This is a genomic window from Cupriavidus sp. 207A1 (assembly GCF_057798955.1).
In genome coordinates this window covers 13,627-38,630 of record NZ_JBYOJO010000020.1, presented here as the reverse complement: position 1 = coordinate 38,630, position 25,004 = coordinate 13,627, and the positions used below count along the sequence as shown (strand labels likewise).

Below are 25,004 nucleotides of genomic sequence, written 5' to 3'. Positions count from 1 at the left end.
GTTTTCCGAACCAATCGGGCGCGATTCTTGCAAAGCTTGGCAGGCAGCATTTCTGTTGTCCCAAACCTGCTAAAATGCGCCCACTTTTTGTCGAACTTCCCTGGAGGGTTACATGGACAATATCGAACAACGCGTCAAGAAAATCGTTGCAGAACAGCTTGGCGTGGCCGAGGCAGACATCAAGAACGAATCCTCGTTCGTGAACGATCTCGGTGCGGACTCGCTGGACACGGTTGAACTCGTGATGGCGTTGGAAGATGAATTCGGCATGGAAATTCCTGATGAGGAAGCCGAAAAGATCACGACCGTGCAACAGGCTATCGACTACGCCACCGCGCACGTCAAGGCCTAAGCCCGTCGTCTCTGCATTCCGAGCCACAGAAGGCAGGTGGGCGGGCCGTTGCGGCCGCGCCTTGCTGTTTTCTGTGGCTTTCGTCTGTTCGAAGAAGCAGAATGGAATGAGCTTCGCCGCGCGGCCCGCTGGGCCGGCGGCGGGCAACTCCGCGTTCCGTTCCCGTTTCACGCACCCGTAGGAAAACATAGTGAGCCGTCGTCGCGTCGTCGTCACTGGGCTTGGCCTTGTGTCTCCGGTCGGAAACACGGTTGCCGAAGGCTGGGCCAACCTGGTAGCCGGCAAGTCCGGCATCGCCACCATCACCAAATTCGATCACTCCGCGCTGTCCGTGCACTTCGCCGGCGAGGTGAAGGGTTTCAATGCCGAGGACTACATCCCGGCCAAGGAAGCCCGCAACATGGATACGTTCATCCATTACGGCATCGCGGCCGGGACGCAGGCGCTCAAGGACAGCGGCCTGGAAGTGAACGAAGCCAATGCCGAGCGCATCGGCGTGCTGGTCGGCTCGGGCATCGGTGGCCTGCCGATGATCGAGGATACCCATGCCGTGCTGAGCGAGCGGGGTCCGCGCCGGATTTCGCCGTTCTTCGTGCCCGGCTCGATCATCAACATGATCGCCGGCCACCTGTCGATCATCCACGGCATCAAGGGCCCGAACCTGGCCGCGGTGACGGCATGCACCACCGGCCTGCACAGCATCGGCCTGGCCGCCCGCCTGATCCAGGCCGGCGATGCCGACGCCATGCTGGCGGGCGGCGCCGAATCGACCGTGTCGCCGCTCGGCATCGGTGGCTTCGCCGCCGCGCGCGCGCTGTCGACCCGCAATGACGATCCGGCAGCAGCCTCGCGTCCGTGGGACAAGGACCGCGACGGCTTCGTGCTGGGCGAGGGCGCGGGCGTGATGATGCTGGAAGAGTACGAATCGGCCAAGGCGCGCGGCGCCCGCATCTATGCCGAGCTGATCGGCTTCGGCATGAGCGGCGACGCCTACCACATGACCGCACCGAACATGGACGGCCCGCGCCGCTGCATGGTCAATGCGCTCAAGGATGCCGGCATCAACACCGACCAGGTGCACTACCTGAACGCGCACGGCACCTCCACGCCGCTGGGCGACAAGAACGAGTCCGATGCGATCAAGGCCGCATTCGGCGACCAGGCCTACAAGATGGTGGTGAACTCGACCAAGTCGATGACCGGCCACCTGCTGGGCGGCGCCGGTGGCCTGGAATCGGTATTCACCGTGCTGGCGCTGCACCACCAGGTCTCGCCGCCGACGATCAACCTCGACAACCAGGATCCCGAGTGCGACCTGGACTACGTAGCCAACACGGCGCGCGAGATGAAGATCGACGTGGCGGTGAAGAACAACTTCGGTTTCGGCGGCACCAACGGCACGCTTGTTTTCCGCCGCGCCTGATCCGTGGTTGAGGCGGGCCCTTAAGGAGTTCCATAAGGGGTTGCGCCATGGCAGGGTCCACCCTCTGGGGTGGGCCCTGTTCGTGTTTTGTGCCGGCGAATTGCTGGCGCTCGCGCTGCTGACGCGGACGCTGGCCGACGCCATCGCCGGCAGCCAGGCCGGATTCCTGTGGTGGCACCTCGCCGCGGCCATGGGCCTCGCGCTGGCCGCCGTGGCGGCCCTGCGCGCGTGGCCGGCATGGTGGCGCGGCCTGCGCTGGACCTGTACGGCCGTGCAGGACGCGGACGCCGAAGGACCCCTGCGACTCTGGCTGGAAGCACCGGGCGGTGCGCGGCGCGAGGCCATCGTGCGGCAGTGCTGGCAGATCGGAGGCGCTACGGTGGTGTGCCTTGCCCCCGGCGGCGCTGCCATGCCCGGCGTCATTCTTCTACCCTGGCAGGCCGCCGGCCCCGAACTGGCGCGCTGGCTGCGGCGGTCCGCGCGAGTTGCACTGCGGGTGCAACCTGACGCCCGGACAGGGAACGATTTTGTTAGCTTGCGGTCACAGGATGCGCGTTGCTTCACCGGGCGGGCTGAGAATCGTAGGTAAAATACAACGTTTGTCGTGACGACCAAACCAAGAGATACACTGCAGGTGAGCCATACGTGAGCGAACGCGAAGCCGATCAGCTCCTAGTTGAACGCGTCCAGCAGGGCGACAAGCGGGCCTTTGAACTTCTGGTGACCAAATACCATCGGAAGATCATTCGCCTGATTTCGCGCCTGGTCAGGGATCCCGCTGAAGTCGAGGATGTGGCGCAGGATGCCTTCATCAAGGCATACCGCGCCTTGCCCCAGTTCCGCGGGGAGTCGGCCTTCTACACGTGGCTGTACCGGATCGCCGTCAACACCGCCAAGAACTACCTGGCCACCCAGGGCCGCCGCCCGGAAGCGTCCAGCGATATCGATGCGGAAGAGGCTGAAACTTTTGCGGACGGTGAACAACTAAGGGATATCAATACGCCGGAGTCGATGCTCCACACGCGGCAAGTCGCCGAGACGGTGAACCGCGCGATGGAAGCACTTCCGGAAGAATTGCGGACCGCCATCACGCTGCGCGAGATCGAGGGCCTCAGCTACGAGGAAATCGCCGAAGCGATGGGATGCCCGATCGGCACGGTGCGCTCGCGGATCTTCCGCGCGCGCGAGGCGATTGCCGAGAAATTGCGCCCGCTACTGGGAACGGCAGAGGGCAAGCGGTGGTAATTGGCGGTTCAGGTAGTAGAGAAGAATGTCGTGCGGCCAGCGTTGCAGCCTATTCCTGCATCGATAAGCGACAGCAGTAACGGGATTATCGGTGTTCAATGGAATGTCTTGGGGTGGGAAATGGGTCAGGCTCATAAGCAGTCGGTTCATGTAGTGGAAGCAGCGGAGCAGATCTCCGTATTGATGGATGGCGAACTGGCGCCGCATGAAGTTGATGCCGTGCTGGATCTCGCGAAGGGCGAGGCCGGCATTTCGGACTGGACCACATACCAGTTGATCGGCGACGCGCTGCGGTCCGAAGACCTGACGCAGGCGGGCTCCACCGCCGATTTCCTCTCGCGTTTCTCCGCGCGCCTGGAAGCCGAGCCGCACGTGCTGGTGCCGGCCGTGGCGCAGGCCAGCGCCCGCCATCGCCTGCTGGTCAGGCCGTCGTGGGTGCGCCGCGTGATGCCGGGCACCGCGATCGCCGCCGCCGTGGCCGCGGTCAGCTGGGTGGTGGTGCCGCAGTTGCGCGGTCCGGCCACGGTCGGAACGCCCGACGCCGTGGTGGCCCGTGCCGAGCAGCCGGCCGCCGGCTAGGCCACCGGCATCGTCACGGTTGCCGCGGACGCGCCGCAGATGATCCGCGACCCGCGCCTGGACGAATACCTGCGTGCGCATCGCACTTCAGTGGCAACGGATGCTTTCGTGCCGTCCATGCGCACGGTTGCCAACGGTGCGAACTTCACTCAGGAAAATACGCAGGAATAATGCCGGACATGCATAAAGGAGGTTCGTCCGCCTATGTAGCGGGCGCGCAGAGAATTAGGGCCCTGCGCAGGTCCTTTTTTCTGGCCTTGTGTCTGAGCGCTGCCGCGGCCACCGCGCAGCCTTCGGACAATACGCTGAACCGACGCGACGCCACTGCCTGGCTCAACAAGATCCATAAAGCCGCCCAGCGCGAGAATTATGTCGGCACGCTGATCTATCAGCGCGGCAGCGTCATGCACGCCTCGCGCATCCAGCATTACAGCGACCTCGTCCACAACGAATACGAGCGGCTGGAAACCCTCGACGGCAAGCCGCGCGAAGTGCTGCGGCAGAACGACGTGGTGCACAGCCTGATCCCCGAAGCCAAGCTGGTGGTGGTGGAAAAGCAGGAAGCCAAGGACCGCTTCCCGGCGCTGCTCGCCACCAACAAGAACGATGTGCTGGACCTGTACGACATGCGCAAGATGCCCGCCGAGCGCGTGGCCGGCATGGAGTGCGAGGTCTTTGCGCTGGAACCTCACGATGCCGCGCGTTACGCGGTGCGCCTGTGGGCCGAGAAGAACTCCGGCCTGCTGATGCGCGCGCAGACCATCGGCGACGGCGGCAAGGTGCTGGAGCAGGTGGCGTTCTCGCAGGTGCAGATCGGGGTTCCTTCCGAGAAGCAGCGCATCCTTGGCGCGATCAAGAATTCCAGCAACTGGAACCACTATGAGGTGACTTACCAGCCCACCAACATCGCCGACGAGGGTTGGTCGATCGCGGTGCCGCTCAAGGGGTTCCAGAAGATCCGCGAGGTTCGCCGCCCGCTCGGCGAGCTGCGCGCGCCGAACCCGGGCAATGCCCGCGGGCAGGTGTTCGAAGTGCTGCAGGTCGTCTACAGCGACGGGCTGACCGGCCTGTCGGTCTTTATTGAGCCGGTTTCCGAGCAACGTGCGCGCCGCGAAGGCGTGGCCGCGCTCGGCGCGACCCAGGTCGTGGTGCGCCGGGTTGCCGATTTCTGGATTACCGTGGTGGGCGAGGTGCCGGCGAGCACCGTGCGCCAGTTTGCGACGGCCGTAGAGTACCGTCCGCCCAAGACGGTACACTGAGCGTGAGCCGGTGCGGCCGGCGCCCGGATTCCGTCCGGGGCCGGCTTCATGAAACCTGCGCAGGGGTCCCCGCCACGGGATCACATCCAGTCGGTTTTTCTTCTTTTCGCTGAATCCCGGGAGTTGTCGATGATGTTCAGATCTCCAGCCCTGGCGCGGGCCGTGGTCATGGCTGCCATGATGCTGCTCGGCCCGACCGTTGCCGAAGTCAGCCACGCCCAGGCCGCTGCCTCCAATTACAACCTGCCCGACTTCACCGACCTGGTGGAGAAGGCCAGCCCGGCCGTGGTCAATATCCGCACCACCGAGCTGGTGCGCCAGCGCGGCGGCGTGCCGGGCGGCGACGACGAGATGGCCGAGTTCTTCCGCCGCTTCTTCGGCGTGCCGATGCCCGGCGCCCCGGCGCCGGGCACCCCGCCGCGCCGCGGCCAGCCGCCGCAGCAGGAAGAGCAGAGCCGCGGCGTGGGCTCGGGCTTCATCATCAGCCAGGATGGCTATGTGATGACCAACGCGCACGTGGTGGCCGACGCCGAAACCATCTACGTGACGCTGCCGGACAAGCGTGAATTCAAGGCCAAGCTGATCGGCTCCGACAAACGCACCGACGTGGCGCTGCTCAAGGTCGAGGCCAGCGGGCTGCCGCGCCTGCCGCTGGGCGATTCCAACAAGGTCCGCGCCGGCGAGTGGGTGCTGGCGATCGGCTCGCCGTTCGGGCTGGACAACAGCGTGACCGCCGGCATCGTTTCGGCCAAGGGCCGCGACACCGGCGACTACCTGCCGTTCATCCAGACCGACGTCGCGGTCAATCCGGGCAACTCCGGCGGGCCGCTGATCAACCTGCGCGGCGAAGTGATCGGCATCAACTCGCAGATCTACAGCCGCAGCGGCGGCTATATGGGGATCTCGTTCGCGATCCCGATCGACGAGGCCATGCGCGTGTCGGAGCAGCTCAAGTCCTCCGGGCGTGTGACCCGCGGCCGCATTGCCGTGGCGATCGGCGATGTCACCAAGGAAGTCGCCGATTCGCTGGGGCTGGGCCGTGCGCGCGGCGCGCTGGTCGGCAGTGTCGAGCCGGGCGGTCCTGCCGAAAAGGCCGGCATCGAGGCGGGCGACATCATCCTGAAGTTCAACGGCCGCGACATCGAGCGGGCTTCGGACCTGCCGCGCATGGTCGGCGAGACCAAGCCCGGCACGCGCGTGCCGCTGCAGCTGTGGCGCAAGGGCGCGACCCGCGAGGTCAGCATCACCGTCACCGAGCTGGAGCCGGACGGCAAGGCCCGCGCCCGCAGCGGGGCGACGCCGAAGGATGACAGCGCGCCGCAGGCCGGCAAGCCTAACGCGCTGGGCCTGGTGGTCAACGACCTGCCCGAGGCGCGCCTGAAAGAGCTCAAGCTCAAGTCCGGAGTGGAGGTGGAGGTGGCCGACGGCCCGGCGTTGCGTGCCGGCATCCGTCCGGGCGACATCATCCTGCGCCTGGGCGACACCGACGTGACCAACGCACGCCAGTTCAACGAACTGGTGCGCGGCCTGGACAAGAGCCGGATCGCCGCGGTGTTCGTGCGGCGCGGCGACGCCACCCAGGTGCTGACGCTGCGACCGGGCGCCGCCTCGACCCGCTGACCCGCCATGGTATCCACGCCCGCGCTGACGCTTTACGGCCGGGCGTACTGCCATCTTTGCGAAGACATGAAAGTCGCGCTGGAGCCGCTCCGGCGCGATTTTTCTTTTACCCTGCATGAAGTCGATGTCGACGCCGATGCCGCGCTGGAGGCGCGCTTTGGCGAGCTGGTGCCGGTGCTGATGCCCGGCACGCCGGCGGACTTGCCGGCGGACACGTCGGCGCATGCCGCGCCCCTTTGTCACTATTTCCTGGATGAAGCGGCGACAAGGGTATGGCTTGCCGCACATGGCGCTACACGCACCGCCCGCTGAGCCGCGCCGGCATCCGCGCCACGCCACCAGATGACGACCCGGAAGTCATTGAAAATCCGGTAAAATTGCGGATTGGCGCAAAATTTGTGCCCCCCGAACCCGCGGTACGCCCGCGCACGCCTTGCGGCGCGCGGCGCCGGGCCGCTCCACTGCTTGTTGCCGCCCGGGCTCTCAGCCGGCGCTTCCCTGAACATTAGATGGACCATATCCGTAATTTCTCGATCATTGCCCACATCGACCATGGGAAGTCCACCCTGGCCGACCGGATCATTCAGCTTTGCGGAGGGCTGTCGGATCGGGAGATGGAAGCGCAGGTTCTCGATTCGATGGATATCGAGAAAGAGCGCGGCATCACCATCAAGGCGCAGACCGCGGCGCTGAGCTACAAGGCGCGCGACGGCAAGATCTATAACCTGAACCTGATCGACACCCCGGGACACGTCGACTTCAGCTATGAAGTCAGCCGCTCGCTGTCCGCCTGCGAAGGCGCGCTGCTTGTGGTCGACGCCTCGCAAGGGGTTGAGGCGCAGACCGTCGCCAACTGCTACACCGCGATCGAGCTGGGCGTGGAAGTGGTGCCGGTGCTGAACAAGATCGACCTGCCGCAGGCCGACCCGGACAGCGCGATCCAGGAGATCGAGGACGTCATCGGCATCGACGCGCAGGATGCCACGCCGTGCTCGGCCAAGACCGGTCAGGGCGTGCAGGACGTGATCGAGGCGCTGATCGCCAAGGTGCCGCCACCCAAGGGCGACGCCGACGCGCCGCTGCAGGCGCTGATCATTGACTCGTGGTTCGACAACTACGTCGGCGTGGTGATGCTGGTGCGCGTGGTCAACGGCACGCTGCGCACCAAGGACAAAGTGCTGCTGATGGCCACCGGCGCGCAGCATCTGGTCGAGCAGGTGGGCGTGTTCACGCCCAAGTCGATCCAGCGCGACGCGCTGACCGCCGGGCAGGTGGGCTTTGTCATCGCCGGCATCAAGGAACTGAAGGCGGCCAAGGTCGGTGACACCATCACCACCGTGCAGCGCAAGGCCGAAGCGCCGCTGCCGGGCTTCAAGGAAGTCAAGCCGCAGGTGTTTGCCGGCCTGTATCCGGTGGAAGCCAACCAATACGAGGCGCTGCGTGAATCGCTGGAAAAGCTGCGCCTGAACGACGCTTCGCTGATGTTCGAGCCGGAGGTGTCGCAGGCACTGGGCTTCGGCTTCCGCTGCGGCTTCCTCGGCCTGCTGCACATGGAGATCGTGCAGGAGCGCCTCGAGCGCGAGTTCGACATGGACCTGATCACGACCGCGCCGACGGTGGTGTACCAGGTCGAGATGCGCGACGGCACCATGATGACCGTCGAAAATCCGGCGAAGATGCCCGACCCGAGCAAGATCGAGGCGATCCTGGAGCCGATTGTCACCGTCAACCTGTATATGCCGCAGGAATATGTCGGCTCGGTGATCACGCTGTGCACGCAAAAGCGCGGCTCGCAAATCAATATGAGCTACCACGGCAAGCAGGTGCAGCTGACCTACGAGATCCCGATGGCGGAGATCGTGATGGATTTCTTCGACCGCCTGAAGTCGGTGTCGCGCGGCTACGCGTCAATGGATTACGAGTTCAAGGAATATCGGCCGTCCGACGTGGTCAAGGTCGATATCCTGATCAACAGCGACAAGGTCGACGCGCTGTCGGTGATCGTGCACCGCTCCAATTCGCAATACCGCGGGCGCGAAGTCGCGGCGAAGATGCGTGAGATCATTCCGCGCCAGATGTATGACGTGGCGATCCAGGCCGCCATCGGCTCCAACATCATCGCGCGGGAAAACGTCAAGGCGCTGCGCAAGAACGTGCTGGCCAAGTGCTACGGCGGCGATATCTCGCGCAAGAAGAAGCTGCTGGAAAAGCAGAAGGCGGGCAAGAAGCGGATGAAGCAGGTCGGCACCGTCGAGATTCCGCAGGAGGCCTTCCTGGCCATCCTGCAAGTCGACGACAAATAATTGCCGCGCGCAGGGCAGGGGCAGGACCATGCCCTGCAGCCTTGCCGGCGTGGTGAGAGAACAGGCTGTACCAGGATTTCCAAGAACCAGAAGCCGTCATGAATTTTGCACTGATCCTTTTTGTGCTGGTGGTGATCACGGGCGTGGCGTGGGTGGCCGACAAGCTCGTGTTCGAGCGGCAGCGCCGCTCTTCGGCGCGGCTCGCGCTGGCCGAGTTCGATTCGCAGCAGGGCCGCCTGCAAGGCAGCTTCGGCACGGCCGATGCCGACGCCACGCGCAAGCGCCTGGCCGAGGAAAAGCTGCGCCAGCCGTGGTGGTTGGAGTATTCGGCCAGCTTCTTCCCGGTGATCCTGGCGGTGTTCGTGCTGCGCTCGTTCGTGGTCGAGCCGTTCAAGATTCCGTCCGGCTCGATGATCCCGACGCTGCTGATCGGCGACTTCATCCTCGTCAACAAGTACGAGTACGGCATCCGCCTGCCGGTGGTGAACAAGAAGATCATGGACATGGGCGAGCCCCAGCGTGGCGACGTGATGGTGTTCCGCTACCCGAAGGACCCGTCGCTCGACTACATCAAGCGCGTCATCGGCGTGCCCGGCGACGTGGTGCAGTACGCCAACAAGCGCCTGACCATCAACGGCAAGCCGGCCGAGTACACCGCGCTGCCGGACTTCCTCGACGAGGAGCGCCTGGCCTATTCGCGCCATTTCCGCGAAAAGCTGCCCGGCGGCGTCGATCATGGCATCCTGAACGACGCCGACCGCCCGGCCTTTATCGCCGGCGCGGATCCGGATTTTCCGTACCGGGACAACTGCACCTACAATCAGCAGGGTGTGACTTGCAAGGTACCTGCAGGTCACTATTTCGTCATGGGCGACAACCGGGACAACAGCCTGGATTCCCGTTACTGGGGCTTTGTGCCGGACCAGAACATCGTCGGCAAGGCATTCGTGATCTGGATGAACCTGGGCAATTTCGGACGCGTGGGATCGTTTAAGTAAGCATCTGACGCGGCGCAAGAACACTCAACAAAAAGAGGGCAGGCGCGATGGGTCGATTTGGGAAGGTGGGGGCAGGAAACCATCCGGCATGGCGCCGGGCTGGCGCCGGCGGGTTTTCCGTGTGGACGCTGCTGGTGATCGTGGTGTTCGTGGTCGGCGTGGCCTTGCCGGCCCTGCGCGCGATCCCGAGCCTGGTGGAATATTTTTCGGTCAAGCGCGCCGCCGGCTATGCCAAGCAGCGCGCCGCCAACAAACGTGAAGTGGTCGAATTCTTCGAGAAGCAGGCCGCCATCGACCGCATCACCGCGGTCAAGGGCGAGGACCTGCTGATCCGGGAAGACGATAACGGCACCATCCAGTCGGTCGATTTCTCGTACCGCACCGAGGTGCCTGTCTACGGACCCCTGAGCCTGTTGATTACCTATTCAGGAACGCAGCACTGATATGAACCTCGACGCCTTGCAGCAACGACTCGGCTACCGATTCAGCAAGCCCGAATTGCTGCAACAGGCGCTGACGCACCGCAGTCACAGCGCCCAGCACAACGAACGCCTGGAATTCCTCGGCGACTCGGTGCTCAACTGCGCCGTGGCCGACATGCTTTATGGCATGTTCGGCAAGCTCGACGAGGGCGACCTGTCGCGGGTGCGGGCCAACCTGGTCAAGCAGCAGGCGCTGTACGAAATCGCCCAGATGCTGCAGCTGTCCGACACCCTGCGGCTGGGCGAGGGCGAGCTGAAGAGCGGCGGCTTCCGCCGCCCGTCGATCCTGGCCGATGCGCTCGAAGCGATCGTCGGCGCGGTGTTCCTCGACGCCGGCTTCGACGCAGCGCGCGCACTGATCCGCAAGCTCTATATCCCGATCCTGGAGCAGGTCGATCCGCGCACGCTGGGCAAGGACGCCAAGACCCTGCTGCAGGAATACCTGCAGGGCCACAAGATTGCCCTGCCGCAATATAACGTAATCGCCACACACGGCGCCGCGCACAGCCAGCAGTTTGAAGTCGAGTGCACCGTGCCTAAACTGGAAGTCCGGGTGTTCGGCACCGGCGCGTCGCGGCGCGCCGCCGAGCAGGCCGCCGCCAAGCTGGCGCTCGATGAAGTCCAGAAGCTGGTGCCGCAGCTGCTCAAGCGCAGCCGCGCCGAGCGTACCGGCAAGACCCGCAAGCAACCCCAGCCGCAGGACCCGCAGCTGTCTCTCAGGTTGAAGGAATGACCGAATCTACCCATCCGCAGCAAGACGCGGCGGATACCCCGGCTGCGGCGTTCCGCTGCGGCACCGTGGCCATCGTCGGCCGCCCCAATGTGGGCAAGTCCACGCTGATGAACGCGCTGGTCGGCCAGAAGATCAGCATCACCTCGCGCAAGGCACAGACCACGCGGCATCGCATCGTCGGCATCCAGACCACGGATGACGCGCAGTATGTGTTCGTCGACACGCCGGGTTTCCAGACCCGCCACGCCAGCGCGCTGAACCGTTCGCTGAACCGCGCGGTCACCTCGACGCTGTCGTCGGTTGACTTGATCCTGTTCGTGGTCGAGGCCGGTTACTACGGCGCCGACGACGAGAAGGTGCTGGCGCTGCTGCCGAAGAACACGCCGGTGCTGCTGGTGACCAACAAGCTCGACCGCATCGGCGAGAACCGCTCGGAAGTGATGATGCCCTTCCTGGAAAAGATGGGGCAGCTGTTCCCGTTCCGCGAAGTGGTGCCGATGTCGGCCAAGACCCGCGACCATATCGCGCGGCTGTTCGACATCATCCGGCCCTACCTGCCGGAAGGCGAGCCGATGTATGACGCCGATGCGATGACGGATCGCAGCGAGCGCTTCCTGGCGTCGGAAATCATCCGCGAGAAGGTGTTCCGCTGGACCGGCGACGAGCTGCCGTACACCAGCACCGTGATCATCGACAAGTTCGAGACCGAAGGCCGCCTGCGCCGCGTCTTTGCCACCATCCTGGTCGAGCGCGATGCGCACAAGGCCATGATCATCGGCAACAAGGGCAGCAAGCTCAAGCAGATCTCGACCGAGGCGCGCCTGGACATGGAAAAGCTGTTCGACGGCAAGGTCTACCTGGAAATGTGGATCAAGGTGAAGAGCGGCTGGGCCGACAACGAAGCCGGCCTGCGCGCATACGGCTACGAGTGAGCCTGGCAACGATCCCGACGCCCAACCCGACAGCGAGCCCCCAGCGAGCGCCCCGTGAGCAAGACCGCTGACATCGCGCGCGCGCCCGCGCCCAAGGCCCGGCGCGCCGACCCCGTGGTCGACGAGGCCGCCGAACTGCTCGACAGCGGCGCGCTGCCCGGCATGGCCGACGCCGCCGCGCGCGCGATGATGGACCGCGCCATGCGCATTGTGCCGGCGCGCCCCGAATCGCGTGTGGGCGAGCAGCCCGGCTTCGTGCTGCACGCCTGGCCGTACCGAGAGACCAGCCTGATCCTGGACGTGTTCACGCGCGACTACGGCCGCATCTCGATGGTGGCCAAGGGCGCCAAGCGCCCGCACTCGGCGCTGCGCGCGGTGCTGCAGCACTTCCACCCGGTCTCGGTGTCATGGAGTGGCCGCGGCGAGGTCAAGACCCTCACCAAGGCCGAGTGGGTGGGCGGCATGCCGCCGCTGGCCGGCGACGCGCTGCTGTCGGCGTTCTACCTGAACGAACTGCTGATGCGCTTCTGCCCGCGCGAGGACGCGCATCCGGTGCTGTTCCGACATTACCTGTCGACGCTGACGCGGCTGGCGCATGGTGAGCCGGCCGGCCTGGTGCTGCGCAGTTTCGAGCGCGTGCTGCTGCAGGAAACGGGTTTCGCGGTGGCGTTCGACCAGTGCCTGAGTACCGGCGAGCGGGTGCTGCCGGGCCTCGACTATGTCTACCAGCCCGAGCGCGGCGTGCGCCGGGCTCAGCCGAGCGATCCGTCGACGTGGCCGGTGGTCTCGGGCCAGACCCTGCTGGACATGGCGCAGGACGACTACAGCCGCGCGCAGACTGCCGCGCAAAGCCGCGCGCTGATGCGGTTCCTGCTGCATTATTATCTGCAAGGTGCGCCGCTGAAGACGCGCCAGATACTGATCGACCTGCAGTACCTCTGACCGACAAGAACCTCCGACTTACTCCTGCACCTGCTCGCATGATCTTCCACGCAAATCCGGGCGTCATCGACCTTGGCGTCAATATCGACCACGTGGCCACGCTGCGCAACGCGCGCGGCACGGTGTACCCCGATCCCATTCGCGCCGCGCTGCTGGCGGAACAGGCCGGCGCCGACCTGATCACGCTGCACCTGCGCGAAGACCGGCGCCATATCCGCGATGCCGACGTGCGCGCGCTGCGCCCGCAGCTGGCCACGCGCATGAACCTGGAATGCGCAATCACGCAGGAGATGCTCGACATCGCCTGCGAGATCCGCCCGCAGGACGTGTGCCTGGTGCCGGAGCGCCGCGAAGAGGTGACCACCGAGGGCGGGCTGGACGTGGCCGGCCGCTTCGAACAGGTCAAGGCCGCGTGCGCGCAGCTCGCCGGTGCCGGCATCCGCGTGTCGCTGTTTATCGATCCGGACGCCGACCAGATCGCTGCGGCCGCTGCCTGCGGCGCGCCCGTGATCGAACTGCATACCGGGCGCTATGCCGATGCGCATACGCCGCAGGAGCAGGCGGCCGAGTTCCGCCGCATCGCCGACGGGGCCGATGCCGGCCAGAAGCACGGCCTGGTGGTCAATGCCGGCCACGGTCTGCACTACACCAACGTGCAGCCGATCGCGGCACTGCCGGGCATCAAGGAGCTGAACATCGGCCATGCCATCGTCGCGCATGCGGTATTCGCGGGCTGGGAGAACGCGGTGCGCGAGATGAAGGCGATCATGGTGGCCGCGCGCCTGGGCACGCAATATCCTGCCGGGGGCACCCCGGCGTGATTTACGGCATCGGCACCGACATCATCCAGATCGCGCGCGTGCAGGGCGTGATGACGCGCACCAACGGCCGTTTCGCCGAAAAGGTGCTGGGCCCCGACGAACTGGCCAAATACCACGCCCGCAAGGCCCGTTCGGAAAAGCGCGGCCTGGCGTTCCTGGCGACGCGCTTCGCGGCCAAGGAGGCGTTCTCCAAGGCGATCGGCCTGGGCATGCGCTGGCCGATGACGTGGCGCGCGATGGAACTGATGAACCTGCCGTCCGGCGAGCCCACCGCGGTGTGCCATGGCGAGCTCGCTGCGTGGCTGGCGGAACGCGGGCTGGTCGTGCGGGTCAGTGTCAGTGACGAACATGATTACGCAGTCGCCTTCGCCATTGCCGAGCGCAGCGGCGCGGCGGCGTCTCAACCTACAGCCTTGTGAACCCAACCCCTTCCATGTCCAAGAAGAATTCCGGCAAGCGGCCGGGCCCGGTGGTCCTCGATGTCGTCGGCAAGCAGCTCGACGCGGAAGACGCGCGCCGCATCGCGCATCCGCTCACCGGCGGCGTGATCCTGTTCGCGCGCAATTTCGAGTCGCGCGCGCAACTGCAGGCACTGACGCGCGCGATCCGCGCCGTGCGCGACGATGTGCTGATCTGCATCGACCATGAAGGCGGTCGCGTGCAGCGCTGCAAGACCGACGGCTTTACCCACCTGCCGGCGATGCACCGCCTGGGCGAACTGTGGGAACGCGACGTGCTGGCCGCGACCAAGGCGGCGGTCGCCTGCGGCTACGTGCTGGCCGCCGAGCTGCGCGCCTGCGATATCGACCTGAGCTTCACCCCGGTGCTGGACCTCGACTACGGCCGCAGTGCCGTGATCGGTGACCGCGCCTTCCACGCCGACCCGCGCGTGGTGTCGATGCTGGCCGGCCACCTGAACCACGGCCTGCTGCTGGCCGGCATGAGCAACTGCGGCAAGCACTTTCCCGGCCACGGCTACGTCGAGGCGGATTCGCACGTGGCGATCCCGGTCGACGAACGCACGCTGGACCAGATCCTCGGCCAGGACGCGCGCCCGTATGAATGGCTGGGGCTGTCGCTGTCGTCGGTGATGCCGGCGCACGTGATCTATCCCAAGGTCGACCCCAGCCCGGCCGGCTTCTCGCGCTACTGGCTGCAGGACGTGCTGCGCGCGCAGCTGGGCTTCGAGGGCGTAATCTTCAGCGACGACCTCAGCATGGAAGGCGCCAGCGTCGCCGGCACCGTCACCGAGGCCGCGCGCGCCGCGCTGGGCGCGGGCTGCGACATGGTGCTGATCTGCAACCACCCCGACCGCGCCGACCAGCTGCTGAGCGAGCTCGACGTCGAGATCGGCAAGCCCTCGCAGCGCCGTATCCGCAAGCTGTTCGCGCGCCGCAAGCCGCTGGACTGGAACAAGCTGCAGCAGGAGGGCGAATACCGCGCCGCACTGCGCACGCTGAAGGAACACGAGCTGATCGCCTGAACGCGTGCGCCGCGCGTCGTGCGCAAACAAAAATGGCAGCCAAGGCTGCCATTTTTTATTGCACGCCCCGCGCTGAAGCGGGGCCAGACCAGCGCCTTAGTTGGCGCGGCTGCGGTATTCGCCGGTGCGGGTGTCGATTTCGATCTTGTCGCCGATGTTGCAGAACAGCGGCACTTGCAGTTCGAAACCGGTGTTGATCTTGGCGCCCTTGAGCACCTTGCCCGACGAGGTGTCGCCCTTGACGGCCGGCTCGGTGTAGACGATTTCGCGGACCAGCGTGGTCGGCATTTCGACCGAGATGGCCTTGTCGTTGTAGAACACGACTTCGACGTTCATGCCGTCCTCGAGGTAGTTCAGCGAGTCACCCATGCTGTCCTTCTCGACTTCGTACTGGTTGTAGTCGGCGTCCATGAACACGTACATCGGGTCAGCGAAGTACGAGTAGGTGCATTCGCGGCGCTCGAGCACCACCACTTCGAACTTGTCGTCGGCCTTGAACACCGACTCGCCCGGTGCGTCCGTCAGCAGGTTCTTGTACTTCATCTTGACCACAGCGGCGTTGCGGCCCGACTTGTTGTACTCGGCCTTCTGCACGACCATCGGATCGCCGCCGATCATGAACACGTTACCGACGCGGAGTTCCTGTGCGATTTTCATCTGAACTGATTTCCTGAAAAATAAAGTCTAGGAATTTGGAATGGCGAAGGCGCGCTGCCGGCGTGCCCGCGGTAAGCCCGCGAGAGCCCGGATCCACGCGCTCGCGACCCCGTGCCCAGCTTGCTTTAAGCCATTGCCCCGCGTGGTGGTACACGCCCGGCAAGGCCCTGGTTCTCCGGCCCGGTCGCCATTTGGATCAACCGGTTATTTTACCTGATTTTCGCAGAACGCCACCAGGTTGGCGGCAAGGTCGCCGGGATGCTGCAAGCGCCGCTCCCAGCGCGGCGCGATCGCCGCAAGTGCGGGCAGCTGCGCTCGCAGGCGCGGCCAGTCGGGCGCATTGCCGTAGCCGTTCCAGGCGTGCCAGAAATCGGCCAGTGCGGCCGCCGCTGCTGGCGCCACGCCGCTTTTCGTGAAGAGTTCCAGCCAGGCATCGAGCTTGACCCGGTGGGCCTCGTCGTCCTGAGGATAGATGTGCCAGACCAGCGGCCGCGCCGCCCACTGCGCGCGCACGAAGGAGTCCTCGCCGCGCACGAAATTAAGGTCGCAGGCCCACAGCAGTTCGTCATAGTGTTCCTGCCGCACGAAGGGAATGGCCTGCACGCACAGGCTGCCGCGCGCGAGCGGCCGGTGCGGCTCCAGCGGGGCGCCGAGCCACTCCGCCACCTGCCGGGCCGCCAGGCCGGCCGGCACCAGGCAATGGACGGCCTCGGTGCCGTCGCGCCATTGCTCCAGCAGCGAAGGCAGCACGGGGTTGCGGTAGGCGAACAGGCTCACGCGTAGCGCATCGGTCAGCGGGGTCACGCCCAGCCGGTGCCACAGTGATGCCTGCGCCGCCGCGCCGTCGAGGAACGCGGCACGCTGCGCGCCCAGCATCGATTCACGCAGCAGCCCGCCGGTGCCGGGTTCGAAGCCGGGGAAGAAGAAGTGCTTGACCAGCGGCAGGCGCGGATGGGGCGAGGGCATCGCGTGATGTTCGCGCACCCAGGCTTCCGCGCTCAGGTATTCCAGGTTGATCCACGCGGGTTTGGGCGCGCGCGCCGCCATGCGCTCGAGGAACGCCGGCGGCAGGTGGCAGGCGAAGGCTTCGATGACGGCATCGTGCGGCATTGCGCCGGCGGTGCCGTCCGCTTCTCCGGCCGCGGCTGACGGATGCCAGGGGCGGATTTCCACGCCGGCGAGGTGCTGGATCGCGGCGGCTGTGTCCAGCTCCGGCGCCAGCCGGGCGAAGCTGGCCAGGTCGTCGACCCACAGCCGCACTGCGTGCCCGTGCTCCTGCGCCAGCTGGCGGGCCAGCCGCCAGCAGACGCCGATGTCGCCGAAGTTGTCGATCACGGTGCAGAAGATGTCCCAGGAACGGATAGGCATGAGAGGTGGTGGTCGGCGGGGCGCGCGGTTGAATTGCTCTAAACTTGCGATTTTAGAGGCCGCGCGGCATTGACGCGCGCCGGTCCGCAGCGGTCACCGTCCCCACATGTCAGACCAGCAACCCGATTCCCCGAAACCCGCCGACGAGGTACCGGCCGAGGCGCACGCCGAGATGCCTTCCGCCGCGCCAGCGGAAACGCAGGCAGAAACGCAGGCAGAAGCGCCGCCTGAAGCGCCGCCTGAAGCCCTGGCCGAGGCTCCGGCCGAGCCCTTCGATGCGCGCCCAGTCATTTCGCGCCTGCCTGGCCTGCCGGGCGTCTACCGCTATTTCGACGCGAACGGCAATGTGCTGTACGTGGGCAAGGCGCGCGACCTGAAGAAGCGGGTGTCGAGCTACTTCAACAAGACCCAGCTGTCGCCGCGCATCGCGATGATGGTGTCGCGCATCGCGCGCATCGAGACCACGGTGGTGCGCACCGAGGCCGAGGCGCTGCTGCTCGAGAACAACCTGATCAAGGCGCTGGCGCCGCGCTACAACATCCTGTTCCGCGACGACAAGTCGTACCCGTTCCTTAAGCTGAGCGGGCACCGCTTCCCGCGCATGGCGTACTACCGCGGCGCCACCGACCGCAAGCACCAGTACTTCGGCCCGTTCCCGAGCGCCTATGCGGTGCGCGAAAGCATGCAGATCCTGCAGAAGGTGTTCCAGCTGCGCACCTGCGAGGACACCGTCTTCAACAACCGCACGCGGCCGTGCCTGCTGCACCAGATCCACCGCTGCACCGGGCCGTGCGTCAATGCCATCAGCGAGGACGACTACGCGCGCGATGTCGCCAACGCGGCGCGCTTCCTGCAAGGCCGCCAGAGCGAGGTGCTGGAGGGCCTGCAGGGCAAGATGGAGCAGCACGCCGAGCGCCTGGAATTCGAGCAGGCGGCGGCGGTGCGCGACCAGATCGCGGCGCTGTCGACCGTGCTCAAGCGCCAGGCGGTGGAAGAGGTGGGGGGCCAGGCGCGCGACATCGACGTGCTGGCGGTCGCGGTCGAAGGTGGCCGCGCCTGCGTCAACCTGGCCATGGTGCGCGGCGGGCGCCACCTGGGCGACAAGGCCTACTTCCCGGCCCATGCGGATGAAGCGGCGATGATCGTCGAGGACGCCGACGAGCGCGCCGAAGACAGCGCCGACGAGTCCGGCGCCGCGGCCGCCGCGCTGCCGCTGACCGTGGACCGCATTGCCACGCGCGTGCTGTCGGCCTTCATGGTGCAGCACTACCTGGAGCAGTCGGCGCCGCCCATCATCGTGGTCAGCCATGTGCCGGACGATGGCGCGGTGCTCGAGGCCCTGGCGCTGCACGCCGGGCGCAAGGTCACGCTGGTGCGCCAGCCGCAGGGCCAGCGCAAGATCTGGCTGGAGATGGCGCAGCAGGGCGCGGCGCTGGCGCTGTCGCGCCGCCTGGCCGAGCAGGGCAGCCAGGAAGCGCGCACGCGCGCGCTGGCGGAAACCATCGGGCTGGACCTGGAGGATCTGGCGCTGCTGCGCGTCGAGTGCTTCGACATCAGCCATACCGCCGGCGAGGCCACGCAGGCGTCGTGCGTGGTGTACCACCACCATGACATGCAGAACAGCGAATACCGCCGCTATAACATCCAGGACATTATTCCCGGTGACGACTACGCGGCGATGCGGCAGGTGCTGACACGGCGCTACCAGAAGCTGGTCGAACAGATCCAGGAAGACGGCGGCATCGAGGGTAGCAGTGAAGCCGCGGCGCTGGTGCCGCAGATCGTGCTGATCGACGGCGGCAAGGGCCAGGTCGAGGTGGCGCGGCAGGTGTTCGAGGAGCTGGGTCTGGATATCGGCCTGCTGGTCGGGGTCGCCAAGGGGGAGGGCCGCAAGGTCGGCCTGGAGACGCTGGTGTTCGCCGATGGCCGCCCCGCGCTCGAACTGGGCCAGGGCAGTGCCGCGCTGATGCTGGTGGCGCAGATCCGCGACGAGGCGCACCGCTTTGCCATCACCGGCATGCGCGCGCGCCGCGCCAAGGCGCGCACCACCTCGCGCCTGGAAGAGATCGAGGGAATTGGCGCGCGCCGGCGCCAGAAGCTGCTGACCCGCTTTGGCGGCCTGCGCGGCGTGATGGCCGCGAGCATCGACGAACTGGCCAGCGTCGAGGGCATTTCGCGCGGCCTTGCCGAGGAAATCTACCGGCAGCTGCACTGACCGCGCCCGCCCGCGACCGGGGGCGGGCCGGCACGCCAATCGCCGGAAATGCTCGATTGGCCCGGAAATCGGCGACAATCGCAGGATTGGTTACCGTCCCCCCGCCGTCCGAGTTCCATGCCCTTCAATATCCCGATCCTGCTGACCTGGCTTCGCGTCGCCATGATTCCACTGGTGGTAGGGGTCTTCTACCTGCCCGACGCCTGGCTGCCGATGCATACCAAGAACGTTACCGCGGCGGCGTTCTTCATCATCGCCGCGGTAACCGACTGGCTGGACGGCTTCCTTGCACGACGCTGGAACCAGACCTCGTCGTTCGGCGCGTTCCTGGATCCGGTCGCCGACAAGTTGATGGTGACTGCGGCGCTGCTGTCGCTGCTGGCGCTGGACCGGGTCACCGACCTGATCGCGCTGGTTATCATCGGGCGCGAGATCACGATTTCGGCGCTGCGCGAGTGGATGGCGCAGATCGGCGCCTCCAAGAGCGTCGCGGTGAATTTCCTCGGCAAGCTCAAGACCACCGTGCAGATGGTGGCGATTCCGCTGCTGCTGTTCAGCGACCGCCTGTTCGGCTTCGATGCCCATCTGCTTGGCACCTGGATGATCTATGTGGCGGCGGTGCTGACGCTGTGGTCGATGATCTACTACATGAAGCTGGCGTGGCCGCAGATCCGCGAACGCAGCAACGTGGTGGCACGCGCGGGCGCGCCCAAATGAAAAGAAATTCGAAAAAGTGGTTGACGCAGAGGGCTGTTCTTTGCATAATCTCATTCTCGTTGCTGACGACGCAAACGAAAGCAGCGAGATAAGGTGGGTTTGGCGCAAGATGTTGTGAGATATCTGCGTGTTGCGGCATAAAACACCTTAATACGATTTCAGCAGTGCCCTGCGGGAGTAGCTCAGTTGGTAGAGCGCAACCTTGCCAAGGTTGAGGTCGCGAGTTCGAGACTCGTCTCCCGCTCCAGGTCAAAACAGGGTCCGGCAGCGCGGTCATCGCGGTGCGGGGCTGGCAGTCAAAGTTGTATGCGGGAGTAGCTCAGTTGGTAGAGCGCAACCTTGCCAAGGTTGAGGTCGCGAGTTCGAGACTCGTCTCCCGCTCCAATCCCCAAAGGGAAGCCACGCTTCCCTTTTTGTTTGGGTTGAATCGCCGCACGCGGCGGCCGCGGCTGAATGCGGATACAATCCAGCAGCACGTCACCTGGCGGGGTGGCAGAGTGGTTATGCAGCGGCCTGCAAAGCCGTGTACGCCGGTTCGATTCCGACCTCCGCCTCCAGTTGCAAGCAGAACGGCGCCTTTTGGCGCCGTTTTTGTTTTCCCGGGCCGGCTGCGCCGCCCGGACGTGGCGGGCATGTTACATTACTCCTGTCGTACGCTTTTCGGGGGGCTCCGCGGCCTGGTTCGCGGGGCAGCAAGTCAATCGCCATCCCTGATCCGTGACGCGCCGCCGGCGTGTCCGGGGCCGCTGCGGCATTTCCCGTTCTTCCCCGTTCCGATGCTGCTGCCGAGGGTTGCGGCGACTGTCCCGCGCTGACCGCTGGTGCGCGCCGGATGCGCTGTGCCACTTGCCAGGGCAAGGGAGCGGGTTAGCCGTTCAGCCCCTGACACGAGGAATCCCGCGCGCATGCATCACGCCACCCCGCTTATCAGTACCATCGTCGGCGGTATCGTCCTGGCCTTTATCCTTGGCGCGGTCGCGAGCCGGCTGCGGCTGCCGCCTTTGATCGGCTACCTGTGCGCGGGCATCGTGGTGGGGCCGCATACCCCCGGCTACACCGCCGACCAGGCGCTGGCGCCGGAACTGGCCGAGCTGGGCGTGATCCTGCTGATGTTCGGCGTGGGCCTGCATTTTTCGGTCAAGGACCTGATGGCGGTCAAGCGCATCGCCATTCCGGGTGCGGTGGTGCAGATCGGCATCGCCACGCTGATGGGCATGCTGGTGTCCTGGGGCTTCGGCTGGTCGTGGGGGCAGGGGCTGGTGTACGGGCTGGCCTTGTCGGTGGCCAGCACCGTGGTGCTGCTCAAGGCGTTGCAGGAGCGTGACCTGGTGGAATCGCCGCAGGGGCGCATCGCCGTCGGCTGGCTGATCGTGGAAGACCTGGCGATGGTGCTGGCGCTGGTGCTGCTGCCGGCGATGGCGGGCCTGCTGGCCGGCGCGGGCGCGGCTTCCGGCGATGCCGCCCCTGGCACTGGCGAGGTGGTGCTGGCGATCTTCGCCACGCTGGGCAAGGTGGCGGCGTTCGTCGCCGTGATGCTGGTGATCGGCCGCCGCTTTATCCCGTGGATGCTCGAGCGCATCGTCTGGACCGGCAACCGCGAGATGTTCCGCCTGGGCGTGCTGGCGACGGCGCTGGGCGTGGCCTATGGCGCTTATGCGCTGTTCGGCGTGTCGTTCGCGCTGGGCGCGTTCTTTGCGGGCATGGTGCTGGCGGAATCCGAGTTCAGTCACCGCGCGGCCGAGGAATCGCTGCCGCTGCGCGACGCCTTCGCCGTGCTGTTCTTCGTTTCGGTGGGCATGCTGTTCGACCCGATGGTGCTGGTGAACGACCCCTGGGGCGTGCTGGCGACGGTGTTTATCATCGTGGTCGGCAAGTCGCTGGCGGCGCTGGGGATCGTGCGTGCCTTCGGGCATTCGGGGCAGACCGGCATGACCATTGCCGTCAGCCTGGCGCAGATCGGCGAGTTCTCGTTCATCCTCGCCAGCCTGGGCGTCTATCTGAAGATCCTGCCCGAACGTGGCCAGGCCCTGATCCTGGCCGGCGCGCTGCTGTCGATCATGCTCAATCCCGTGCTGTTCCACATGCTCGACCTGTACACCGCGCGGCGCAGCCGCGGCGCGGATCCCCAGCCGGCCTGAGGGGTTTCCTGAACGGCTTCCTTCAGGCGCCGATGCGCGGCGCCATGGTGCGCAGGTATTCGGTGAACGCCAGCAGACCCTGGGTCGGGAACTTGTCCTGGTGCACCACCAGTTGCAGGGGGCGCACGATGCGCGGCAGGCCCTCGCGGATCGCCACCAGCGTGCCGCGCTCGAGTTCGTCGCGCACCACGTGCAGCGACAGGCAGCTGACGCCGAAGCCGCTCATCACCGCGCGCTTGATGGCCTCGGCATTGCCCAGTTCCAGCGCGAAGCGCAGTTCGCCCAGCAGCGGCACCAGCCGCTCCTCGATCACCTCGCGCGTGCCCGAGCCGGGCTCGCGCACGATCCATTCGGCATCGCGCAGTGCCACCAGGTCATGGGGCGCCGCGGCCAGCGGATGGGAGGGGCCGACGATCACCACCATCTCGTCGTCGCACCAGCGCACGCTGCGCAGGTCGCGTTCATGGCTGGCGCCCTCGACCAGGCCGATATCGGCTTCGAACTGCAGCAGCGACTGCAGCACTTCGCGGGTATTGCCGATGCGCAGGTCGAGCGTGCACGGGCCGCTGCGCGAGTGGCGGAAGCCCGCCAGCAGGGGCGGCAGCATATAGCTGCCGATGGTGTTGCTGGCGGCGATGCGCAGCTGGACCCCGGTCTGGCCGGCAAAGCGCTCCAGTTCCTGGGCCTGGTCCAGCAGCGACAGCGCGCGCGGAAAGAACTGCCGACCGGTCTCGTTGATGCTGAGGCGGCGCGCGATGCGGTCGAACAGCGGGCTGTCCAGCGCGCGCTCCAGTTCGGCCAGGGAGGCGCTGACCGCCGACTGCGACATCGCCAGCGCCTGGGCCGCGGCCATGGTGCTGCCATGCTGGGCCACCGCCACGAAGACGGACAACTGACGCAGCGTCAGACGCAGCGGGCGCTGCTCCGGCCGCAGCGCGGCTGGCGGGGTGGGGTGAAGGTCCATATCGAAAATATCAATAACGCATAACGATATTACCCGTTTTACGGGTTAGATGGGCGCCATTACGCTGGAGTCACTAAAGCACACCCACCCGAGCCTGCCATGTCTTCCGTCTCCAGCCCCCGCACCACTCCGGCCTCCGCGCCGGCCTTGCCGCCGCCCTGGTCGCAGCGCTTGCTGACGCTGCTCCCGCTGGGCGGCATCGCCTGGCTGGCGATTGCGCTGGCCGAGCATCCGGCGGTATCGCGCTACGGGCTCAGCGCGCTGACGCTGGCCATGTGCGCCGGCATGGTCGCGGCCAATACGCTGCCGCGCCATTGGCTGGCGCCGCTGGCTCCCGGCATGCAGGTGGCGCGGCACTACCTGCTGCGGCTGGGCGTGGCGTTGTACGGGCTGCGCCTGACTTTCGCCTCGATCGTCGCGCTCGGCTTGCCGGGCATCGCCGTGCCGCTGACCATGCTGGTCGCCACGCTGCTGTTCGGCACCTGGGTCGGAACAAGTTTCTTCGGCCTGAGCCGCCGCGAGGCGATCCTGGTCAGTTCCGGCAGCGCCATCTGCGGCGCGGCCGCGGCCATCGCGGTGTCGTCGGTGGTGCGCACCGATGACAAGCAGACTGCCGTGGCGGTGGCGACGGTGGTGCTGTTCGGTACCGTCGGCATGCTGCTCTATCCCTACCTGTACGAACTGGCCACCGGCCACTGGCATTGGGCCGTGACCGAGCGCATGTTCGGCATCTTCACCGGGGCTACGCTGCACGAAGTGGCGCAGGTGATCGCCGCCGGCAAGATGATCAGCGAGCCGACCGCCGACGCCGCCGTGGTGGCCAAGATGGTGCGCGTGCTGGCCCTGGGCCCGCTGCTGCTGGTGATGGCGCTGTGGCCGCAGGGAGGCTCGCAAGCGGCCCAGTCCGGCGCCGGCCGCCTGCGCGGCATCATGAAGTCGGTGCCGTGGTTCGCGGTGGGCTTTGTCGCGGTGATGGCGGTGAACTCGGCCGGGGCCGTTCCGGCTGCCTGGAAGGCGCCGCTGATCGCGCTGGACAACTGGCTGCTGGCCTGTGCGATGCTGGCGATCGGCCTGCACACCCGCATCGGCGACCTGGTGCGCGCCGGCCGCAAGCCGCTGGCGCTGGCCGGGGTGCTGTTCGTGTTCCTGATGGGGGTGGGGGCGCTGATGTGCTACGCCATGGCGTGACGGCGCAGTCAGAAGCCACGCTATAAAGGGGGCGATGGCCCCCTTTTTATTTTGCTGCAAGTCTGGCGGCCGTCAGCAGCGAGCGGCGGTCCGCAGGATGTTGCCGCCACGCAAATGGCGGCAACCGTGGATTGGTGCCCGAGGCCGGAATCGAACCGGCACGCCTTGCGGCGAGGGATTTTCTTCCCACTTCGGCTTTCGCCGCCAGCGCGGGCGCTGTTCGTGGGCTGGAGCACGCCTTCACCATAGCCTTGCGGCCGTAGGTGCCCGCCGTCTGCTCTCTACACCTTCCCAACCATGCGGAGGGGCTTGGCTCGGCGTTGGCTCGGATGCCATGCATCCAGGGCGTTCGCCGACTTTGACGGGCGTCACTTCGGGCGTTTCCCCCCGAAGGCTCAAATTGTTCAAGTCCCTTGTGTCTACCGATTTCACCACTCGGGCGCGAGCGCTGCGTTGGTCCCGATCGGCGCCAGAGCGGCCCCGGTTGCTGCAGCGCGCGGCAAGCCCGATATTGTGGTGGCTCCGCATCCCGGATGCAAGCTACGGCTTCGACGAAAGGGAAGGGTCGCGAGCGCGCCGACACCT

General features: G+C 66.2%; 23 protein-coding genes, 3 tRNA genes and 1 pseudogene. 24 read left to right on the top strand and 3 right to left on the bottom strand.

All coding sequences use genetic code 11. From position 1 onward, the window contains the following. Positions 1 to 112 precede the first annotated feature (112 nt). The 17 genes and pseudogenes from acpP to nagZ all read left to right on the top strand — a co-directional run bounded on the left by acpP (position 113) and on the right by nagZ (position 15,172). On the top strand, positions 113 to 352 hold the full coding sequence (acpP, locus tag AC3FMM_RS28010; RefSeq protein ID WP_008644813.1) for an acyl carrier protein: 240 nt from the start codon (positions 113 to 115) through the stop codon (positions 350 to 352). Positions 353 to 542: 190 nt separating this feature from the next. Next, positions 543 to 1,775, top strand: a complete 1,233-nt coding sequence (gene fabF / locus AC3FMM_RS28005; RefSeq protein WP_115680637.1) for a beta-ketoacyl-ACP synthase II — start codon at positions 543 to 545, stop codon at positions 1,773 to 1,775. Continuing rightward, complete coding sequence (locus tag AC3FMM_RS28000) at positions 1,756 to 2,364, top strand: hypothetical protein (protein ID WP_240987680.1); 609 nt, start codon at positions 1,756 to 1,758, stop codon at positions 2,362 to 2,364. Before fabF ends, AC3FMM_RS28000 begins: the two co-directional genes overlap by 20 nt. A 56-nt stretch (positions 2,365 to 2,420) precedes the next feature. Next, positions 2,421 to 3,020, top strand: a complete 600-nt coding sequence (gene rpoE / locus AC3FMM_RS27995; RefSeq protein WP_010814682.1) for an RNA polymerase sigma factor RpoE — start codon at positions 2,421 to 2,423, stop codon at positions 3,018 to 3,020. A 120-nt stretch (positions 3,021 to 3,140) separates the two neighbouring features. After that, positions 3,141 to 3,770: pseudogene (locus AC3FMM_RS27990) on the top strand (sigma-E factor negative regulatory protein). An 8-nt stretch (positions 3,771 to 3,778) separates the two neighbouring features. After that, on the top strand, positions 3,779 to 4,858 hold the full coding sequence (locus tag AC3FMM_RS27985; protein WP_116313279.1) for a MucB/RseB C-terminal domain-containing protein: 1,080 nt from the start codon (positions 3,779 to 3,781) through the stop codon (positions 4,856 to 4,858). Between the two features lie 129 nt (positions 4,859 to 4,987). Then, on the top strand, positions 4,988 to 6,478 hold the full coding sequence (locus AC3FMM_RS27980; protein ID WP_115710146.1) for a DegQ family serine endoprotease: 1,491 nt from the start codon (positions 4,988 to 4,990) through the stop codon (positions 6,476 to 6,478). A 6-nt stretch (positions 6,479 to 6,484) separates the two neighbouring features. Next, a complete protein-coding gene (locus AC3FMM_RS27975; protein ID WP_115710145.1) occupies positions 6,485 to 6,790 on the top strand; it encodes a glutaredoxin family protein in 306 nt (101 codons plus the stop codon). 197 nt (positions 6,791 to 6,987) lie between these two features. Then, entirely contained in the window at positions 6,988 to 8,781 is a 1,794-nt protein-coding gene (lepA, locus tag AC3FMM_RS27970; RefSeq protein ID WP_115710143.1) for a translation elongation factor 4, read from the top strand. A 98-nt stretch (positions 8,782 to 8,879) separates the two neighbouring features. Continuing rightward, entirely contained in the window at positions 8,880 to 9,779 is a 900-nt protein-coding gene (lepB, locus tag AC3FMM_RS27965; RefSeq protein WP_111517561.1) for a signal peptidase I, read from the top strand. Between the two features lie 47 nt (positions 9,780 to 9,826). Continuing rightward, complete coding sequence (locus AC3FMM_RS27960; RefSeq protein WP_115680630.1) at positions 9,827 to 10,222, top strand: DUF4845 domain-containing protein; 396 nt, start codon at positions 9,827 to 9,829, stop codon at positions 10,220 to 10,222. 1 nt (position 10,223) lies between these two features. Beyond that, on the top strand, positions 10,224 to 10,994 hold the full coding sequence (gene rnc, locus AC3FMM_RS27955; RefSeq protein WP_012353305.1) for a ribonuclease III: 771 nt from the start codon (positions 10,224 to 10,226) through the stop codon (positions 10,992 to 10,994). After that, on the top strand, positions 10,991 to 11,926 hold the full coding sequence (gene era, locus AC3FMM_RS27950) for a GTPase Era (RefSeq protein WP_115680629.1): 936 nt from the start codon (positions 10,991 to 10,993) through the stop codon (positions 11,924 to 11,926). Before rnc ends, era begins: the two co-directional genes overlap by 4 nt. A gap of 54 nt (positions 11,927 to 11,980) precedes the next feature. Beyond that, positions 11,981 to 12,868 (top strand): DNA repair protein RecO, encoded by an 888-nt coding sequence (gene recO / locus AC3FMM_RS27945; RefSeq protein ID WP_115710142.1) that lies wholly within the window; start codon positions 11,981 to 11,983, stop codon positions 12,866 to 12,868. Between the two features lie 38 nt (positions 12,869 to 12,906). Next, positions 12,907 to 13,689, top strand: coding sequence for a pyridoxine 5'-phosphate synthase (gene pdxJ, locus AC3FMM_RS27940; protein WP_115680627.1), 783 nt, complete (start codon positions 12,907 to 12,909; stop codon positions 13,687 to 13,689). Continuing rightward, entirely contained in the window at positions 13,686 to 14,108 is a 423-nt protein-coding gene (acpS, locus tag AC3FMM_RS27935; RefSeq protein WP_111517564.1) for a holo-ACP synthase, read from the top strand. Before pdxJ ends, acpS begins: the two co-directional genes overlap by 4 nt. 14 nt (positions 14,109 to 14,122) lie before the next feature. Beyond that, positions 14,123 to 15,172 (top strand): beta-N-acetylhexosaminidase, encoded by a 1,050-nt coding sequence (gene nagZ / locus AC3FMM_RS27930; RefSeq protein ID WP_115710140.1) that lies wholly within the window; start codon positions 14,123 to 14,125, stop codon positions 15,170 to 15,172. Between the two features lie 96 nt (positions 15,173 to 15,268). Here nagZ and efp read toward each other — a convergent pair whose 3' ends face one another. Continuing rightward, positions 15,269 to 15,829, bottom strand: a complete 561-nt coding sequence (gene efp, locus AC3FMM_RS27925; protein ID WP_010814696.1) for an elongation factor P — start codon at positions 15,827 to 15,829, stop codon at positions 15,269 to 15,271. Positions 15,830 to 16,033: 204 nt separating this feature from the next. Next, positions 16,034 to 17,197 (bottom strand): elongation factor P maturation arginine rhamnosyltransferase EarP, encoded by a 1,164-nt coding sequence (gene earP / locus AC3FMM_RS27920; protein WP_115710138.1) that lies wholly within the window; start codon positions 17,195 to 17,197, stop codon positions 16,034 to 16,036. A gap of 172 nt (positions 17,198 to 17,369) precedes the next feature. Between earP and uvrC the strand changes: the two genes are divergently transcribed. From uvrC to AC3FMM_RS27890, 6 genes are all read left to right on the top strand, one after another. After that, positions 17,370 to 19,412 carry an excinuclease ABC subunit UvrC gene (uvrC, locus tag AC3FMM_RS27915; RefSeq protein WP_488687782.1) on the top strand — a complete coding sequence of 681 codons (2,043 nt, stop codon included), beginning with the start codon at positions 17,370 to 17,372 and terminating at the stop codon, positions 19,410 to 19,412. A 117-nt stretch (positions 19,413 to 19,529) separates the two neighbouring features. Then, positions 19,530 to 20,129 carry a CDP-diacylglycerol--glycerol-3-phosphate 3-phosphatidyltransferase gene (pgsA, locus tag AC3FMM_RS27910; protein ID WP_115680623.1) on the top strand — a complete coding sequence of 200 codons (600 nt, stop codon included), beginning with the start codon at positions 19,530 to 19,532 and terminating at the stop codon, positions 20,127 to 20,129. Positions 20,130 to 20,300: 171 nt separating this feature from the next. Next, positions 20,301 to 20,376 (top strand) — tRNA-Gly (locus AC3FMM_RS27905). 61 nt (positions 20,377 to 20,437) lie between these two features. After that, positions 20,438 to 20,513, top strand: a tRNA-Gly gene (locus AC3FMM_RS27900). Between the two features lie 99 nt (positions 20,514 to 20,612). Then, positions 20,613 to 20,686 (top strand) — tRNA-Cys (locus AC3FMM_RS27895). Between the two features lie 348 nt (positions 20,687 to 21,034). Then, complete coding sequence (locus AC3FMM_RS27890; RefSeq protein WP_115710134.1) at positions 21,035 to 22,267, top strand: cation:proton antiporter domain-containing protein; 1,233 nt, start codon at positions 21,035 to 21,037, stop codon at positions 22,265 to 22,267. A gap of 22 nt (positions 22,268 to 22,289) precedes the next feature. On the opposite strand, the gene AC3FMM_RS27885 is transcribed toward AC3FMM_RS27890, so the two are convergent. Then, positions 22,290 to 23,231: a LysR family transcriptional regulator gene (locus tag AC3FMM_RS27885; protein ID WP_116312831.1), complete on the bottom strand. Its 942-nt coding sequence runs from the start codon at positions 23,229 to 23,231 to the stop codon at positions 22,290 to 22,292. 99 nt (positions 23,232 to 23,330) lie between these two features. On the opposite strand from AC3FMM_RS27885, the gene AC3FMM_RS27880 reads away from it, so the two are divergent. Then, positions 23,331 to 24,419, top strand: a complete 1,089-nt coding sequence (locus AC3FMM_RS27880; protein WP_488687766.1) for a YeiH family protein — start codon at positions 23,331 to 23,333, stop codon at positions 24,417 to 24,419. Positions 24,420 to 25,004: the final 585 nt, after the last annotated feature.